This window comes from Segatella copri (genome assembly GCF_002224675.1).
GTDB classification, from domain to species: Bacteria; Bacteroidota; Bacteroidia; order Bacteroidales; family Bacteroidaceae; genus Prevotella; species Prevotella copri_U.
The window spans coordinates 415,583-433,333 of sequence record NZ_NMPZ01000001.1 but is presented as its reverse complement, the minus strand read 5'-3'; the positions used below and the strand labels follow the sequence as shown (position 1 = coordinate 433,333).

The window sequence follows — 17,751 nt, the reverse complement described above, 5'->3', positions numbered from 1 at the left end:
GCAATAATAATAAAAAGGTGGCTCTTCTCTTTGCCGGACAAGAATATTTCCTTACCTTTGCATAGCATTTAAAGCATGTGGAGATTACCGACGAAAGTTTAAAAAGAGAAAATATAAAAGAGAGACGAAAATGAAATTGAAATTCTTGAAATTGAGATTCTTGAAATTGATGCTGCTGCTCTTCATCCTGCCTTTGCAGATGCTGGCGGCAGAACTGGGAGAGGCGGGCAAGCTGTTGGCGACGCTGCCTGGAGTGAGTGATGTGGAAACGCTGAAAAGTACGCATTTCCCTGAAAAGTATGTGTTCTTCATCAAGCAGCAACTGGATGCCAAGGATGCTTCCAAGGGCAGCTTTGAGCAGCGAGTGATACTCTGCCACAGAGGATTCGACCGTCCTACCGTGCTCGTAACTGAAGGCTACAACGCCAAGTATGCATTGCGCGAGGGATATATCGAGGAACTTTCCAAGCTCTTCGATACCAACATCATCACCGTGGAGTACCGCTATTTCGACAAGTCGATGCCTAGTCCTTGCAACTGGGATTATCTCACCGTGGAGAACTCGCTCTACGATCTGCACCACGTCAACCAGACCCTGCATGCGATGTACAAGGGCAAGTGGATTGCCACGGGCATCAGTAAGGGCGGACAGACTACGATGTTCTACCGCGCTTACTTCCCGAATGATGTGGATATTTCCGTGCCATACGTGGCACCACTGAACAAGGGCGTGGAGGATGGCAGACACGAGAAGTTCCTGCAGGAGGAGGTTTCTACCAAGGAGAACCGACAGAAGGTGCTCAACTTCCAGCTGCTGCTCTTCAAGCGCAAGGCTGCGCTGCTGCCGATGTTCGAGAAGTACTGCAGCGAGAAGCAGTATCGCTTCAATGCGCCTATCGCCGAGATTTTCGATTACTCGGTGTTTGAGTATGCCTTCGCCTTCTGGCAGTGGGGTGAGGACATCAGGAAGATTCCTACGAATGATACCACCGACGACCAGGTGTTCAAATACTGGATCAACATGTGTGAGCCGGAGTATTTCACCAACTACAATGCCACTGCATCTTTCGATGTACAGGCTGCCAAAGAGTTGGGATATTACGGATATTACACCAAGCCATTCAAGAGATACCTGAGCATCAAGTCGGCAAAGGGTTATCTGAAGAAGCTGATGGTGCCAAAGGGTGCTGAGAACGTGGAGTTCTCGCCAAAGCTTTACAATTATACCGTGGATTTCCTGACCAAGAACGATCCGAAGATGGTATATATTTATGGTGACATCGACCCATGGGGTGCATCGGGCATCTATGGTTTGCCTTTCACCAAGAACAAGAAGAACCTGCATGTCTATATGTGTCATGGCGGTTCACATCTCACCCGCATCCTGTCGTTCCCTGAGCCTACCAGACAGGAAATCATCGACTTGATTGGGGGATGGTTGAAGGAATAAGCCTTTGGATTACATCCATACGCTTTGGATGGTATGTATAGTTTATCTCCATACGCCCTGAAAGGGCAGAAGCTCCTAGCCCAGGGTAACACCCTGGGTTACGCATAAGCAAGAAAGTCGCCCTGTAAGGGCAAAAGCTTTAAATATAAGAAGCTTTTGCCCTTACAGGGCGACTTTGTTATATCACATTCTAAACCCAGGGCGATGCCCTGGGCTAGGAGCTTCTGCCCTTTCAGGGCGTGCTGCTCTGTAAAATTATCCGTTTGCGATATTTCCGAAGAAATCGAATGAGGCATCCCAATCCTTCCATACTGGCTCTCTGCCCAATTCCTTCAATCTCGCATTGATTACCTTGGCGGTACGCTCATCGCTCACGGTGAACTGCTCCAATGCCTGAGGATAAGTATGGTAACCACCAGGATTTACCTTTGATTCTGCCGACATGGTGGTGACACCCAGTGTTGCCATGTTGTCACGGATGTAGGCTGGCTCACGGGTAGAGTAGGAGATATCTACATCGTGGTCGAAGATACGCATGGCGAAAGTAGCCTGTGCCAACTGCTTATCGGTCATATAGCAGTTTGGCTGGAAACCTTCGTTCTGTGCAGGGCGCATACGAGGGAAGTTCACGCTGTACTTGGTCTTCCAGTAGTGCTTCTGAAGGTAGCGAAGATGATGAGCCATCATCACTACATCCGTGCGCCACTCCTTCTCCAGGCCGATGAGCACACCCATACCGATGGAGTGAACGCCTGCCATACCCATGCGGTCGAAACCATCGCAGCGCCACTCAAACTTGCTCTTCATGCCACGTGGGTGGTAGAGCTTGTAGTGCTCGTGGTTGTAGGTTTCCTGGAAACAGATGACGCCGTTCATACCATGGTCGGCGAGGGTCTTGTAATCCTCAGTAGAGAGCGGCATCACCTCAATCTTCACGTTAGAGAAATACTTCTTGGCAATGTCGATTGCCTTGGCAAGATAAGGGGTGCCAGCCTTTGCCGGGTTCTCGCCCGTAACGAGAAGGATGTTCTCGAATGGAGCCAACTGCTTGATTGCCTTGTACTCGTTCTCAATCTGCTCTGGGGTGAGGATGGTGCGGGCCATCGGATTCTCACGATGGAAACCGCAATACACGCAGGAGTTTGAGCATGAATTGGTGATGTAGAGAGGAATGAACATCGACATGGTCTTGCCGAAGCGCTCCTCGGTATATTTGCGGGAAAGACGCGCCATTACCTCCAGGTATGGCTCGGCTGCCGGTGAAATCAGCGCCATGAAGTCGTTCACATCGCAATGGTCCTTGGCAAGGGCACGGCGCACATCGTTATCGGTCATTCGAGCAATGCGCTCCGTGGTCTCCTCCCAACTGATATTCTTTAATTCGTCTGAAAACATTTTCTTACTTTTTAAACTTTCTCAAATCGTGTGTCAACTTGGCTGCGCAGAAGTTTGGACCACACATGGTGCAGTACTCACCGTCTGTATGACCTGCCTCCTCGAAATACTTCAAGGCAAGCTCTGGGTCGAGAGAGAGGTGGAACTGGTCTCTCCAGCGGAACTCGAAGCGGGCCTTGGAGAGGGCGTTGTCGCGGATGGTTGCACCTGGATGACCCTTTGCCAAATCGGCTGCATGAGCGGCAATCTTATAGGTTACCACACCTGTGCGCACATCTTCCTTGTTAGGCAAGGCGAGGTGCTCCTTTGGTGTTACATAGCAGAGCATTGCAGTGCCGAGCCATGCTATCTGGGCGCCACCGATGGCTGATGTGATGTGGTCGTAACCTGGGGCGATATCGGTAACCAATGGGCCGAGGGTGTAGAATGGTGCCTCGTGACAGTGGTCGAGCTGGCGCTCCATGTTCTCCTTGATCTTCTGCAATGGCACGTGACCAGGACCCTCGATGAATGCCTGCACGTTCTTGTCCCAGGCACGGGTAACAAGCTCGCCCATGGTATCCAACTCGGCAAACTGGGCTGCATCGTTGGCATCGGCAATACAGCCTGGGCGCAGACCATCACCCAATGAAAGGGCTACGTCGTACTGTGCCACGATGTCGCAGATGTCGTCGAAGTGCTCATAGAGGAAGCTCTCCTGGTCGTGGTAGAGACACCACTTGCTCATGATACTACCGCCACGGCTCACGATACCGCAGAGGCGGCTATCGGCGAGATGCACGTTGTGGCGACGGATGCCGGCATGGATGGTGAAGTAGTCAACACCCTGCTCGCACTGCTCGATGAGGGTATCACGGAATACCTCCCAGTTCAAATCCTCTACCTTGCCGTTTACCTTCTCCAAAGCCTGGTAGATAGGCACGGTTCCTACTGGTACAGGGCAGTTGCGCACAATCCATTCACGGGTTTCGTGGATGTTGTCGCCGGTAGAGAGGTCCATCAAGGTATCGCCTCCCCACTTGCAAGACCATACAGCCTTATCCACCTCTTCCTCGATACTGGAAGTAGTGGCAGAGTTACCGATGTTGGTATTGATCTTCACGAGGAAGTTGCGGCCGATGATCATCGGTTCGCTTTCAGGGTGGTTGATGTTGGCAGGAAGAACGGCACGTCCGCGTGCAATCTCATCACGCACATACTCAGGGGTGATATGGGTATCGATGCCCAACTCCTGGCAGTTCATGTTCTCGCGGATAGCCACATACTCCATCTCTGGAGTGATGATGCCCGCCTTGGCGTATGCCATCTGGGTGATGTGCTTGCCAGCCTGAGCACGGCGAGGCAACTGGATGTGCTCGAAGCGGAGGTGGTCGAGGCTATGGTCAGCCAGACGCTGCTTGCCATACTCGCTGGTAACCTCCTTGAGCTGCTCGGTATCGTTGCGGTCGATAATCCACTGCTCGCGCATTCTTGGCAAGCCCTTCTTCAAATCTACCTGATAGTTAGGGTCGCTGTAAGGACCGCTGGTATCGTAGATGTAAACCGGAGCGTTTGGCTCTGTATGTGGAATGCCGCGCTCATCCTTCACAACAGTAGGAGTGAGATTTACCTTGGTCATTCCAACCTTGATCTGTGGGAAAAGTTTTCCCTGCATATACGCCTTTTCTCTCTGGGCGTAAGCTTTCTTATCGTTTGGCATAATGTTTAAAGGATTATCATATAATAATTAGTCGTTGAGGAATGCGGTGAGTGGAGAACTTGCTTCGGCACAATCGCTGATGGCTCCGAGACCTGCCTCGTAAGCACGGCGACCGCATACTACTGCCTCCTTGAATGCCTTAGCCATCTCTACAGGATCACCTGCAACGGCGATGGCTGTGTTGACCAGACAAGCGCTGGCACCCATCTCCATAGCCTCGGCTGCGTGGCTAGGCGCACCGATACCTGCATCTACTACCACAGGAACAGTAGCCTGCTCGATGATGATCTGCAGGAAGTCCTTCATTCTCAAACCCTTGTTGGTACCGATAGGTGCAGCGAGTGGCATCACGGTAGCAGCACCAGCCTCTTCGAGGTGCTTGCAGAGGGTTGGGTCTGCCTGGCAATATGGCAATACCACGAAACCGAGCTTTACCAGTTTCTCGGTAGCCTTCAGAGTCTCGATAGAGTCTGGAAGAAGATAGCGAGGGTCTGGGTGGATTTCGAGCTTGAGCCAGTTGGTTCCGAAAGCCTCGCGAGCCATCTGTGCTGCGAATACAGCCTCCTCAGCGTTGCGTACGCCACTGGTGTTAGGAAGAAGCTGGATATTTGGGTTCTGCACGATATGAGAGAGCAGGTCGTCCTGCTTGTCTTCGAGTTCGATACGCTTCATGGCAACGGTTACCATTTCTGTTTCAGAAGCCTTGATGGCTTCAGCCATGAGCTGGTTGTTGTTGAACTTTCCTGTTCCGAGGAAGAGGCGGGAGTTGAACTCTCGTCCTGCAATTACTAATTTTTCCATTTTTTGTTATTCTTATTTTTAAATGTTTGCTTATCTGAATTCCCTCATCATTTCCATGATGTCATGGGTTTCTGCTGCCGGGTCCTTGGCATTGAGGATGCAGCCGCTGAGGGCGATGCCGTTAACTCCCGTCTTCATGATTTCGGGAATATCCTCCTTGGTGATGCCACCGATGGCAACGATTGGGATATCGATATTTTCTGCCTTCATCTTCTGGATGATTTCTCGGTATCCTTCAAGACCGAGGATAGGGGAGAGCTTCTCCTTGGTGGTGGTGAAGCGGAACGGACCGCAACCGATGTAATCGGCACCAGCTTCATAGTGAGCCTTCACATCCTCGAAGGTATTGGCCGTACCACCGATGATGAAGTCATCGCCCAGAATCTTGCGGGCTTCGGCAATCGGCATATCGTTCTTGCCCAGATGCACGCCATCTACCTGCAATTCCTTCACCAGCTGCACTCTGTCATCGATGAGGAAGGTTGCATTCTGCTCTTTGCACCATTCCTTGACCTTCAGGGCTATAGGGCGCACCTCTTCATCGGTGGCACCCTTCATGCGGAGCTGAATCCACTTACATCCGCCAGCCAAGGCCTCACGGATGCCATCGAGATAGCTCATCTTCTCATTCTGATGAGAGATGAACTGCAGTTGAAATCTGTCTAATGATATTTTAGCCATAGTCCTCTAAACATTAAACATTATATCCTATCCTCCGCAGAATGCCTTTACAATCACGATGTCGGCACCCTCCTGAATCACGTGGCTTTCCCACTCGTCACGAGGTACCATCTCGTTACTGATGGCTACAGCGCAACCTGTAGCTGGAAGATCGAGTTCCTGGGCAAGTTCCTTGACGGTCTTTGCCTGAATCTCAGTTTCTTTGCTGTTGATGATAACTTTCATAATCTGTTCCTATGTTTACATTTATAAATTTACAATTGTCAACACGGGGGTATGCCTGATGAAAGCAATGGGGTTGTAGAGAAGCAAGAGTAGGTTGCATTTATCTCTGCCTGGGTGTAAACGATCTATCATATTTCCTGCGCCAGCATTACCTGTTTCAGGTTCAATGGGTATAATCTCAGCCGATTGCTCAGCACCCCCGTGATAATTATAGATGCAAAAGTATAGATAATTTCCGAATTATCGTAGAAATGACGGATTATTTAATCTATATTAACGCTGGAGGCAACGAAAAAAGCGTGCCGGTAAGTAAATACCAGCACGCTTCCTTTATATTTCAAGTGATTATGCGCAAGCATAACCATGACTTTTGCAAATAGCTTCGCCATAAATTGACATTGCATTCTGATAGTTTGCAATGAATGCCTTCATGACCTTCTTGATTTCTTTCAACATTGTTTTCATAATCGTTATCCTTTCTTTCTTTTTCGTTAATACTTGAGCCTCGCCGGGCTCTTCTTTCATTCTCTTTCCTACAAGGGGATGGAGTAATTACTTACCCATCTCGATGTGGTTGTTTACATTGATTGCCTTAGCAATCATAATTGCTACTACTGCGAGTGCCATTACTGTTGTCATCATAATTTGTTTCCTTTCTCAATCTTTGTGGAGCCGTCGCATTTTCGGTCTCCTGTTCTACATGTTATCCTTTTATAATCTCTCTTACCTGAAACCTTCCATCTCCTGTACTTGAGATTTCTCATCTTTTTTATATATATAAGACTTCTCATCTCGCATACTCAAGATCTCTTGTTTCATCTTTACGAGTGCAAAGGTAATGCCTTTTTTTTGAATTCGGGTAACAAATGGGTGACAAAATGATGAAAGAAAGCGATTTTTTGATACAAGTCAAATACTGGCAGTCAGCCTCTTGATGCAGGTCAACTACTGTCAGTCTCTTACTTTACATACTTCAGAATCTCCCTGCTTTTTCTGCCTTTTTTGGCAGGAAGTGGCATAAATCCCTCGGTAAGTCCCGTTTTGTCGGTCATCGCCTGGAATACGGAGGCGGCATAGCTGTCGAGTTTCAGCTTCTTCAGTTCCTCGTTGATAGCATCCTCATCATAATCGTCTGCATATAATAAGGTATGCAGGTCGTCGAGATACTTCTGTGGGATGTTCTTATGCGGCATTCTGCTCTGAATCTGCATAATCTGGGCGATGATGGCATGCTGGGTCTGCTGGGCGATGGCTTCTGCCTTTCTGCGCTCGAAGTCGGCGAGGGTAGAGGCATTCGTCTCCTGCCAGTCTTCCATCGTACCATCTTCGGTGATGAGATGACTGTAGCCGAAGTATCGGATGAGGGTGATGTGCTTGTTCCATCCGAGTTTCTCCAGATAGGCTTTCTCCAATGGGGTGGTGGCGATGATGAGGTCTGAGTGCCTGTACATCGCCTTCTGGTACATCAGGGTCTGCAGACTGCGCTTGAAATACGGATTCCGGCAGTTGCGCTCTGAGAGGTCGCCGAGTGGGCAAACGATGTAGGGGATGCCCATCTTGCGAGACATTCTGGCGAGCTGGGCACCTTGTCTTGTCCATGCTCCCAGTATCATCACGATATCGGCATCTACCAGGTTCCCGGTGATGTCGAACTTCTGCTGCAGCGCTTCGATGTAAGGAAGATACATCTTCAGCGTCTTCTTATGTTTGGAAATGAACAAATATACTTTCATCGTTATTTTAAGTTTGCTTGTTGATTCTGAAATCCTACAGTTTATGACTGGTGAAGTCGTTCTTGTCTGCACGCCAGTATCTTATCTTGTTGGCAAGATTTCTCCAGATGATGCCATACTCATAGAATGGCAGCTTCAGGAGCGAGATGTCATCGTCGAAATGCTTGATGGCCTTGTGGGCGATGACGGTGCGGAGAATCAGGAGTAGAAGCAGGGCGAAACCTGCAATGCCTGTCAGGATCCAGTCTTGCATCAGGATGGCGTATGCCAGGGTGACCAGCGAGGCGATGAGGCTGAGGTGAGGGAAGAGGTGATCCATTGCCATCAGCGACATCATCGACTTGGCTCTGGTCAGACTCTTGCGGGATGCCTGGAGGTAAAGGTGGGCATTGTGCCATGCCTTGTCGGTTGGTTCATCATGGATGAGCCATGCATCGCAGTCGAGTTCTACGGCAGTATCTCCGTAGGCAGCATACTTGTTGACCAGGAAGTCGTATTCTCCGCGCACATACTCCAGGTTGCCCTGATAGCCCTGCTCGCGCATGAAATCGCTCTTGCGGAAGGCTACGTTTGGCATGTGGGTGCGGTAGCCGTAGCTATGCTGGGCACGGCGGAGCAGATAGAATGCCTTGCGGATGCTGTCGAATCGACGAACACCCTTGGTTGCTTCGTCTAAAGCTACATAGCCCAGAACCAGATGGTTAGGCTCCTGGCAGTTGCGGGTCATCGTATAGAGCCACTTGTTGTTGGATGGGGTGCAGGTAGGTTCGGTGAGGATGATCCACTCATACTTGGCAGCCTTCACGCCCAGTGTAATCTGCAGCTTCTTTCTGCTCATATAGCGGGAGCTCTCAGGGATATATGTATAATATAGGTGAGAATTCTCGGCTGCCATGCGCTTCAGATAATCCTGGGTCTCACCATCGGTGCTCTGACAAACCACGATTACCTGATAATCGGCAGGATATTTCTGCTGCAGGAACATCTGTAGATTATGCTCCAGTTCATAGAGATTGTCGTGAGCGGTGATAATCACCGAGATAGGTTCTCTAGATTCCAGGGATTCCTCCTCTTGCTTAGCTGTTTCTGCTGTAGGATCAGTTTCCTCCTCAGCAGGATTTTCCTCATTTTCTGCATTGTCAGGAAAACGCAACGAGCGCAGAAATGGATTTATCAGCGATCCGAGGATTGCCAATAATACCACTACTGCGCCTGCTATGATAGTTGTTAAACTAATTGTCATCATTTCTTTTTTTCTCGTATTTTAAAGCTTCTGCCCTTTTAGGGCGTGCTTTCCTTTAAAAGTCTTCTGTGATATAGCCCTTTGGCAACTGGCGACAGTTGTACTGGCTCGCCATGATCTCACCGTAGGCTCCGGCAGAGCGGAGGGCAATGAGGTCGCCACGATGGGTCTTGTTCAGATCTATAGCCTTGGCGAATACATCGCTCGACTCGCAGATCGGACCTACTACGTCGTATGTCTCTGCAGGTTCATCGCTAGAGATGTTCTCTATCTTATGATATGCCTGATAGAGGGCAGGACGGATCAGGTCGGTCATACCTGCATCTACGATGGCAAACTGCTTGGCTGTGCCCTGCTTGATATAAAGAGTCTTGGTGATGAGCGAACCCATCTGACCCACTACGGCACGTCCCAACTCGAAGTGTAACTTCTGTCCATCGCGCAACTTCAACTTCTTGGCGTATGTATCGAAGTAATCCTTGAAATCTGGGATAGGCACACGGTTTGGATGGTTGTAATCGATACCCAAGCCACCGCCAACATTGATGTTCTTTACTACGATGTGATGAGCTTCCAACTGGTCTTGCAGCTCGTTGATGCGGTTACAGAGAGCCTCGAAGTCTCCCATGTCAAGTATCTGACTACCAATGTGGAAGTGCAGACCCAGGAACTTGATGTTCTTCATTTTGGAAGCCTCTTCAATCACGCTCTCCATATCACGCATGGCGATACCAAACTTGTTTTCAGCCAAACCTGTTGTAATGTTGGCATGGGTATGAGCACCTACGTCTGGGTTGATGCGGAAGCAAACTTGTGCAATCTTATTCTTCTTCTCGGCAAGTTCGTTGATGATTTCCAATTCCGGGACGCTCTCTACATTGAAGCAGAAGATGCCCTTGTCCAAACCAAGGTTGATTTCCCAATCACTCTTGCCTACACCGGCATACACAATCTTATTGGCAGGGAAACCTGCATTGATGGCAGCCTGAATTTCTCCTCCGCTCACACAGTCGGCACCCAAACCAGCCTGGCAGATGATGTTGAGCACTTTAGGGTTGGCATTTGCCTTTACGGCATAGTGTACCTCAAAGCCCTCGTGTTTGCCAGCCTCTGCGTTGATGGTTTTCAAGGTTTGGCGCAACACGTTGGTGTCGTAATAGTAGAACGGAGTCTGTATCTCCTGAAACTTATCTATTGGAAATGTACCTTTCATTTCGCTTATGCTTATTGTTAATATCTTACTTATAGTCAAATTAAAATCCAACTTATGGTTAAGTCAGAATATCCAACGAAGAGTGGACAGGAAGCATTTCATTAGAATTCTTCACTCTTCACTCTTCGTTCTTCACTTACATTACTTCTCGAACAATACGTTGCTCAAGTTCTGCAGAGCCTGCTTCTTGTCTCTCTCTCTGATGAGGAATGAGATGTTGTAGTTGCTGCCACCGTAAGAAATCATACGTACCGGGATGTTCTTCATGGCATCGGTAGCGATGGTCTCGAAGCCTACGTTGCTCCAGTCCAGATCACCTACCACGCAGATGATGCACATGTCTGAATCTACGGTTACAGTACCATACTTCTTCAACTCGTTGACGATATCGTTGAGGTGAGCGTCGTTATCGATACTCATGCTCACACCGACCTCAGATGTAGCAATCATGTCGATAGGAGTCTGGTAGCTCTCGAAGATTTCGAATACCTTGCGGAGGAAACCTGTAGCGAGCAACATGCGGCTACTCTTGATCTTGATGGCTGTGATGTTGTCCTTGGCAGCTACAGCCTTGATCTTGCCACGTACGATGACGTTGTCGATGATGGTACCATCTGCCTTAGGATCCATGGTGTTCTTCAGACGAACTGGGATGCCGGCATACTTGGCTGGCTGAACGCAGGTAGGGTGGAGAATCTTGGCACCGAAGTAAGCCAACTCAGCAGCCTCCTCGAAGTTCAACTGGCGAACAGCCTCTGTGTGCTCTACCACACGAGGGTCGTTGTTGTGCATACCGTCGATATCTGTCCAGATCTGAATCTCGTCTGCTGGGAGAGCTGCACCGATGAGTGATGCGGTGTAGTCACTACCACCACGCTGCAGGTTATCTACCTCGCCGTATGCATTGCGGCAGATGAAGCCCTGGGTGATGTAGATCTGATAGCCCTGGTTTTCCTCCATGATGGCTGCGAGCTTCTCCTTGATGTACTGTGGGTCTGGCTCTGCATTCTTGTCGGTGCGCATAAAGTCTAATGCGCTGAGCAATACAGCCTTTACACCCTGTTCCTTCAAGTAGTTTACAACCATGTTGGTGCTCATAATCTCGCCCTGAGCCACGATGCTCTTCTCCTCGAAAGAAGTAAAGAGATCCTTGGTAAATGAACGGAGATAGTTGAACTCGCCCTGCAGGAACTCGCGTGTAGTCTTCTTCATCTCATCAGTAGAGTAGAGATCCTCCACGTGCTGCATGTATTTCTTCTCCAAATTGTTGATTACCTCGTTGGCGCCCTCTGGGTTCTTCTTGTAAAGATAGTCAGAGATCTCAACGAGAGAGTTTGTTGTACCGCTCATCGCAGACAATACGATGAAAGTTGGTTCACCTGATTCTGTAACCAAAGAGGCTACTCCCTTCATACGCTCTGGTGAGCCTACAGAAGTACCTCCGAATTTCATTACCTTCATAGTCGTAATATTATATTAATGTTTAATTTTTATTGTTCTTTTATTTAATTTTCCTCGCCATCTTCTGACAGGTCGATGTGGTTGTACTCGTTGGTCACGTCGTGGAGTAAACCATCCTTGCAGCGATATACGATGCCAGGGAACTTGTCGAGCATCGGGATGTTATGGGTTGTCATCACTACAGCTGTACCCTGCTTGGTGATATCCTTGAGCAGTCCCACGATGTTGCTGGCGGTCTCCGGGTCGAGATTTCCCGTAGGCTCATCGGCGATGATGATCTTCGGATTGTTGAGCAGGGCACGGGCGATGGCCACACGCTGCTGTTCTCCACCGGAGAGTTCGTGAGGCATCTTGTCGATTTTCTCTATCATGCCTACTTCGTTGAGCACTTCCTCGATGCGCTTGTCTCTGTCCTTCTTGTTTTTCCATTTGGTAGCCTTGAGCACGAACTCGAAGTTCTTGCGCACGCTGCGGTCGTGGAGCAACTGGAAGTCCTGGAAGATGATGCCCAGTTCCTTGCGCAGGGCTGGAATGTCCTTGCGTCGGATGGTCTTGAGGTCTCTGCCGAGGATTTCTGCCTTGTCGGTCTCACCCTCCACGAGGTCAAGCTCGCAGTAGAGGGTCTTCAGGAGTGAACTCTTTCCCGAGCCCACTTTTCCGATAAGATAAGCGAACTCTCCTTCATCCACGTGGAAGTTGATGCCCTTGAGCACGCACTTGTCGGCTTGGTATATGCTGACGTTTTGATAATCTATTAACATCCTAATTTTTTCTCCTTTATTTTTATTATTTCATTTCGCCCTTGCTCTTTGCTACGCGGCGCTTCTTGTCCCATTCCGGGTCGTGTCGCATCTGGAGCTCCTTTACTACATCCTCGATTCGCAAGCCCTTACTGGTGAGCAGTACGATGAGATGGTAGAGCAGGTCGGAACTCTCGTAGATGAGTTTGTCGTCGGTTCCGTTTGTAGCTTCTATAACCGTCTCAATGGCTTCTTCTCCAACCTTTTGCGCCATCTTGTTCACGCCCTTCTTGAAGAGACTGGTGGTGTAGCTGCCCTCAGGCATTTCCTCGTGGCGCTTGTCGATGAAGTCCTGCAACTCAGAGAGGAAGAGGATTGGGTTCAGCGTATTCTCCTCAGCCCAGCAGGTATCGGTACCTTTGTGACAGGTAGGACCATCTGGATGAACCTTTACCAGGAAGGTATCGTTGTCGCAGTCTATCTGAATGCTTACCAGATTGAGGAAGTTTCCTGAGGTCTCGCCCTTGGTCCAAAGACAGTTGCGAGAACGGCTCCAGAAGGTAACCTTCTTGGTTTCGATGGTTTTATCGTATGCTTCCTTGTTCATGAATCCCAGCATCAGGACATTCTTGGTTACAGCGTCCTGGATGATGGCAGGAACAAGTCCGCCCATTTTTTCAAAATCTATTTCCATTTTATCTTTACAATTTAATTGTTCGCTTACTCCATTGTCAATTCCGCCCTATCATAGGGGATTTATCTATCCTTAAGAAAAAAATATATTTTCCCTTAAGGGTATTATTATTTTCCCTTAAGGGAAAAAATATCTAGCCTTAAGGCTCCGTTTTACAACCTGACGTTGATGCCTTCTTTTCGGAGGTAATTTTTCAGGTCAGGTATGGCGATTTCACCGAAGTGGAAGACACTGGCTGCCAGTGCTGCATCTGCCTTTCCCAGGGTAAAGGCATCGCGGAAATGCTCCATCTTGCCGGCTCCTCCCGATGCAATGATAGGAATGCTTACTTCCTCTGCAAGGTGGGCGAGGGCTTCATTGGCAAAGCCTTGCTTCACGCCATCGTGATCCATACTGGTGAAGAGAATCTCGCCGGCACCACGGTCGGCAACTTCTCTAGCCCAATCAAACAGACCGAGTTCTACTCGCTCTCTTCCGCCCTTGACGTAGCAATGCCAGCCGTCGGGATCGAGACGGGCATCGATGGCGCAGACGCAGACCTGTGATCCGTAATGGTTGGCTATCTCGTTGATGAGCTCCGGATGTCGGATGGCTGCACTGTTGATGCTCACCTTGTCGGCACCTGCATTGAGGAGTCGATCTACATCCTTCAGCTCGTTGATGCCGCCACCCACGGTAAACGGGATATTGATTTCGGCAGCTACGCGAGTTACCATATCTGTAAAGGTCTTGCGCTCTTCGAAGCTAGCTGTGATGTCAAGGAATACGAGTTCATCGGCACCTGCATCGCTATAGGCCTTGCCCAGTTCTACCGGGTCGCCTGCGCTTCTCAGGTTCACGAAGTTCGTTCCCTTCACGGTCTCTCCGTTTTTCACGTCAAGACAAGGGACGATTCGCTTTGCCAAACCTTTGTTACTTTGAACTTTGACCATTGAACTTTGAACTTTATGATTACTTAACTCCTAACTTTTCTACATCAATCTTACCCTCGTAGAATGCCTTGCCGAAGACTACGGCTGGGATGCCGGCGGCTTCCAGATCCTCGATGTCTTCATTGCAGCTCACTCCGCCCGAGGCGATGAGGTGAAGCTGAGGGTAGGCTGCCATTACCTCTTTATATAGTTCGATGGCAGGACCCTGCAGGGTGCCATCCTTGCTGATTTCTGTGCAGAGCACATAGCGCACACCCTTGTCGATGTATTTCTTGAGGAAGGGGAGGAGGTTTTCTGAAGAATCCTCTTTCCATCCATTGATAGAAATCTTGCCGTTTCTTACATCGGCTCCGAGGATAAGCTTGTCGGCACCATATTTATCTATCCACTCCATAAAGAGGTCAGGATTGGTAACGGCGATGCTGCCTACGGTTACCATACTGGCTCCTGCAGCGAATGCCTTCTCGATGTCTTCCCCGGTCTTGATTCCGCCTCCGAAATCTACAGTCAGATTCGTTTCGGTTGTAATCGCCTTCAGTACAGCATCATTTACGATATGCTTCGACTTGGCTCCGTCCAGATCCACTACGTGGAGTCGCTTGAATCCCAGCTTCTCGAAGTCTTTGGCTACTTCAGCCGGATTGTCGTTATAGACCTTCTTCTGGTCGTAATCGCCTTTTGTCAGGCGAACGCACTGGCCATTTATCAAGTCGATGGCAGGAATTAATTCTATCATATTTCTTTTATTGCTATTTTATTTCCAGGAAGTTCTTTAAAATCTGTTCTCCTACCTTTCCGCTCTTTTCCGGATGGAACTGGCAGGTATAGAAGTTGTCTTTGTGGAGTGATGCGCTGTAAGGCAGAATGTAATCAGCCTTGGCGATGGTCTCCTCGCAGAGTGGCACATAGTAGCTGTGTACGAAATAAGAGTAGGGATGCTGCAGGGCTTCTCCCATAGCTGCATCTGCTGCATCGGCTCTGTTTCCGAATCCCTTGTAAAGCTCCGTCTTCAGATCGTATATCTCGTTCCATCCCATAGCTGGTACCTTGTCTTCGTGCTTCTGCGGCTGGAATCGCTTCACATCCACATTGAAGATGCCGATGCAATCTACATCGCCTTCTTCCGAATGTCGGCACAGGAGCTGCTGTCCCACGCAAATGCCCAATACGGGTTGCTTGAGATTCTTGATCACTAGGTCCAGCTGGTGAGCCTTGAGATATTCCATGGCTTCCCTTGCCTGACCCTGACCTGGAAACAGCACGCGGTCTGCCTTCTGGAGCATTTCGGCATCATCAGTGAGTACTGGTTCTATGCCCAAACGCTTCATGGCGTTGACTACGGAATAGATATTTCCGGCATTGTATTTTACGATTGCTACATCCATAACCTAACGTAATTCTTCTGTTTTTTGTACGTATCGGGAGTATTGGTCCCACGTATTGCTAATTTCTGTTGCAAAGGTACACATTTTCTTTCAATCTAACGAAAATATTAGCAAAAAGATTACTATATCGCTATGATTTCTTGCAGAAAGTAAGAATTATTGGTATATTTATACGTGTTTATCAGTAAAAAAAGGTTAGAGTAAGATTTTTCCTACTCTAACCCTTGGTTTTATTTCAACTTGTTATTTTCCCGTTATTCCTCCTCGCTGTCTGCCGTGCGGAGGATGATGCTGGTGGCTCCGATGGTGAAGAGGGTGCCGTCTTCGATGACACGGCGCTCACGGTCGCCCAGGATTTCGTTATCTACGAAGGTGCCGGTGTAGCTAGGACCATCGCGCAGCACATATTTCAATTTTCCTTTCTTGTCGCGGCTTACATTGATTACGCAGTGGTTCATATCTACACTCGGATCTACGGTCTCGATAGGGCAGTTGATGCCACTGTTCTTCATATATCTTCCGATGACGTTGTCGCCCATCTGCAAAGGGATGACCTGCTTGTAGGCGAATACGTTTTCGATAACAACGATGGAGCCTACGCCATTCTCATTGGCATTTTCATCAATCTGTTCTTCCTTGCGGGTTTCGCGGAGTTTGGAAACACCCATACGGATGCCAAACTGCTTGTTGCAATTAGGACAAACGAAGACTAGACTCTGGCCTGCCTCGTATTTGGTTTCGTCGAACGTGATGAAATTATCGCATTTAGGGCAACGTACTCTTTTCATATCTATTTTTTCCTTGATTTCTTTCTATATATAATAATAATGTAAACTATTCCTTTACCTTTGTAATCCAGCCATCAGTGAAAGCCTCGTTGGTATGGAGTCGGTTGAGGGTGTTATATGCCTCGCTCTCAGAGCGGTAGTTGCCATAAATCACCTTTACATTGTTGTCGGTAATCAGCACTCTTGCTTCCTTAAAGCCCTTGTCCTGCAAGTGTTCCACATAACTGGCTGCATTGCGTTTGGTCACGCGGCTTGCCAATACGATGCTGTAATAAGATGCTGTTGGAGTAGCAATCTCTCTATCCTGTGCCATTGCCGGAGCTTTTTCTGCCTTGTCGGTAGAAGTGGTCTCCATCAGCTTTGGTTCGTCAGTAGGGAGCAGCAGTTCATTGCTCTTTACCGGAGTCATCTCTTTAGGCATGATGCGGGTAAGCATCCCCGTGTCAATCTGACTCTTCTCGATAGTAGGACTTCCGAGCGGAGTAGAGATGGTGAAGAAGGCGATGAGGGCGATGCAGGCTGCTGCCATGTTGCGTAGCCAGCTCTTCTTGATGCTGATGAATTCAGCCTTTTCCTCTTCTTCCTCTTCTTCAGCGATGAATACCGAATTGTTGGCAGGAGTAGCAGGTGCTTCTGCCTCTTTTTTAACTGGCTGTTCATCCTTGGCAAGATTTACTGTCATTGCCACGTTTTGATTCTCGTTCTGCTGTTCACCGTTGTCAATCTGTGCGATAGGAAGCATGTCGAAACCGCCCAAACCATAGAAGTCTGGAGTAAGAATGCCTGCCTCGCATGGCTCGAAACTGATGTTGCCATCTTCGTTGAGGAAGAGCATACCGATATTTTCTATTTCGAATTTACCTTCGTTTTCCAATGATTGTCTGATTTCAACCACCTCATCCTCAATACGGCGCAATGCCTCAGGGTAGCTGATATCGTAAGTCTCCACGTACGAGAGTGCGAGGAGGGAATCGTTCATCGTGAGCTGCGGATTGAATCCTACAGTTCTCAGCGGTGGCAAAAACATATTGTCTCTGCCATCGTAACGTGCATCTACATGATGAGCCATGAATCCACCAAAACCTGGTACGATTACACAATCGTTGCTCAAGAGCAGAATTTCTATATGTCGGTTAATTTCTATCACGTCTAAATGTTTATCTTCTTTTTCTGAATATCTTTTGCAAAGGTACGGCTTTTTTGGGAATTGGACAACTATTTTAAGGGAAATTTTCGTAAGGAGTGATAAAAAGTTTAATTTGTTTTGTCATATCGCCAAAAAGTATTACCTTTGCCACTAAAAAATAGAAC

At 48.5% G+C, this 17,751-nt stretch carries 18 protein-coding genes and 1 riboswitch; of the genes, 1 reads left to right on the top strand and 17 read right to left on the bottom strand.

All coding sequences use genetic code 11. The features are described from left to right. Positions 1-130 precede the first annotated feature (130 nt). Positions 131-1,450, top strand: a complete 1,320-nt coding sequence (locus CFT61_RS01995; RefSeq protein WP_089542784.1) for a S28 family serine protease — start codon at positions 131-133, stop codon at positions 1,448-1,450. Between the two features lie 255 nt (positions 1,451-1,705). On the opposite strand, the gene thiH is transcribed toward CFT61_RS01995, so the two are convergent. The 17 genes from thiH to CFT61_RS01905 form a co-directional block, all read right to left on the bottom strand. Continuing rightward, positions 1,706-2,845 carry a 2-iminoacetate synthase ThiH gene (gene thiH / locus CFT61_RS01985; protein ID WP_089542782.1) on the bottom strand — a complete coding sequence of 380 codons (1,140 nt, stop codon included), beginning with the start codon at positions 2,843-2,845 and terminating at the stop codon, positions 1,706-1,708. Between the two features lie 4 nt (positions 2,846-2,849). Beyond that, entirely contained in the window at positions 2,850-4,544 is a 1,695-nt protein-coding gene (thiC, locus tag CFT61_RS01980; protein ID WP_089542781.1) for a phosphomethylpyrimidine synthase ThiC, read from the bottom strand. A gap of 27 nt (positions 4,545-4,571) precedes the next feature. Then, positions 4,572-5,345 (bottom strand): thiazole synthase, encoded by a 774-nt coding sequence (locus CFT61_RS01975; protein ID WP_089542780.1) that lies wholly within the window; start codon positions 5,343-5,345, stop codon positions 4,572-4,574. Between the two features lie 30 nt (positions 5,346-5,375). After that, positions 5,376-6,026, bottom strand: coding sequence for a thiamine phosphate synthase (locus tag CFT61_RS01970; protein WP_089542779.1), 651 nt, complete (start codon positions 6,024-6,026; stop codon positions 5,376-5,378). Positions 6,027-6,053: 27 nt separating this feature from the next. Further along, entirely contained in the window at positions 6,054-6,251 is a 198-nt protein-coding gene (thiS, locus tag CFT61_RS01965) for a sulfur carrier protein ThiS (protein WP_089542778.1), read from the bottom strand. A 117-nt stretch (positions 6,252-6,368) separates the two neighbouring features. Continuing rightward, positions 6,369-6,462: riboswitch (TPP riboswitch) on the bottom strand. 134 nt (positions 6,463-6,596) lie between these two features. Continuing rightward, a complete protein-coding gene (locus CFT61_RS01960) occupies positions 6,597-6,776 on the bottom strand; it encodes a hypothetical protein (protein WP_089542777.1) in 180 nt (59 codons plus the stop codon). Positions 6,777-7,210: 434 nt separating this feature from the next. Then, positions 7,211-7,984 (bottom strand): glycosyltransferase, encoded by a 774-nt coding sequence (locus tag CFT61_RS01955; RefSeq protein ID WP_089542776.1) that lies wholly within the window; start codon positions 7,982-7,984, stop codon positions 7,211-7,213. A gap of 34 nt (positions 7,985-8,018) precedes the next feature. Then, positions 8,019-9,230, bottom strand: coding sequence for a glycosyl transferase family 2 (locus tag CFT61_RS01950; protein WP_142990531.1), 1,212 nt, complete (start codon positions 9,228-9,230; stop codon positions 8,019-8,021). A gap of 52 nt (positions 9,231-9,282) precedes the next feature. Then, a complete protein-coding gene (lysA, locus tag CFT61_RS01945) occupies positions 9,283-10,440 on the bottom strand; it encodes a diaminopimelate decarboxylase (protein WP_089542774.1) in 1,158 nt (385 codons plus the stop codon). Between the two features lie 141 nt (positions 10,441-10,581). Continuing rightward, on the bottom strand, positions 10,582-11,901 hold the full coding sequence (locus CFT61_RS01940; RefSeq protein ID WP_089542773.1) for an aspartate kinase: 1,320 nt from the start codon (positions 11,899-11,901) through the stop codon (positions 10,582-10,584). 44 nt (positions 11,902-11,945) lie between these two features. Then, positions 11,946-12,662: a cell division ATP-binding protein FtsE gene (locus tag CFT61_RS01935; RefSeq protein ID WP_089542772.1), complete on the bottom strand. Its 717-nt coding sequence runs from the start codon at positions 12,660-12,662 to the stop codon at positions 11,946-11,948. Positions 12,663-12,687: 25 nt separating this feature from the next. Beyond that, positions 12,688-13,377, bottom strand: coding sequence for a bifunctional phosphoribosyl-AMP cyclohydrolase/phosphoribosyl-ATP diphosphatase HisIE (gene hisIE, locus CFT61_RS01930; RefSeq protein ID WP_254918820.1), 690 nt, complete (start codon positions 13,375-13,377; stop codon positions 12,688-12,690). A gap of 110 nt (positions 13,378-13,487) precedes the next feature. Next, complete coding sequence (gene hisF / locus CFT61_RS01925; protein ID WP_089542770.1) at positions 13,488-14,267, bottom strand: imidazole glycerol phosphate synthase subunit HisF; 780 nt, start codon at positions 14,265-14,267, stop codon at positions 13,488-13,490. A 19-nt stretch (positions 14,268-14,286) separates the two neighbouring features. Further along, the gene (gene hisA / locus CFT61_RS01920; RefSeq protein WP_089542769.1) at positions 14,287-15,003 is read right to left on the bottom strand and encodes a 1-(5-phosphoribosyl)-5-[(5-phosphoribosylamino)methylideneamino]imidazole-4-carboxamide isomerase; all 717 of its coding nucleotides are present in this window, start codon (positions 15,001-15,003) and stop codon (positions 14,287-14,289) included. Positions 15,004-15,016: 13 nt separating this feature from the next. Then, on the bottom strand, positions 15,017-15,652 hold the full coding sequence (hisH, locus tag CFT61_RS01915) for an imidazole glycerol phosphate synthase subunit HisH (RefSeq protein ID WP_089542768.1): 636 nt from the start codon (positions 15,650-15,652) through the stop codon (positions 15,017-15,019). Positions 15,653-15,906: 254 nt separating this feature from the next. Next, positions 15,907-16,440 carry an FHA domain-containing protein gene (locus CFT61_RS01910; RefSeq protein WP_089542767.1) on the bottom strand — a complete coding sequence of 178 codons (534 nt, stop codon included), beginning with the start codon at positions 16,438-16,440 and terminating at the stop codon, positions 15,907-15,909. A 46-nt stretch (positions 16,441-16,486) separates the two neighbouring features. Then, entirely contained in the window at positions 16,487-17,587 is a 1,101-nt protein-coding gene (locus CFT61_RS01905) for an SPOR domain-containing protein (protein WP_176425467.1), read from the bottom strand. Positions 17,588-17,751: the final 164 nt, after the last annotated feature.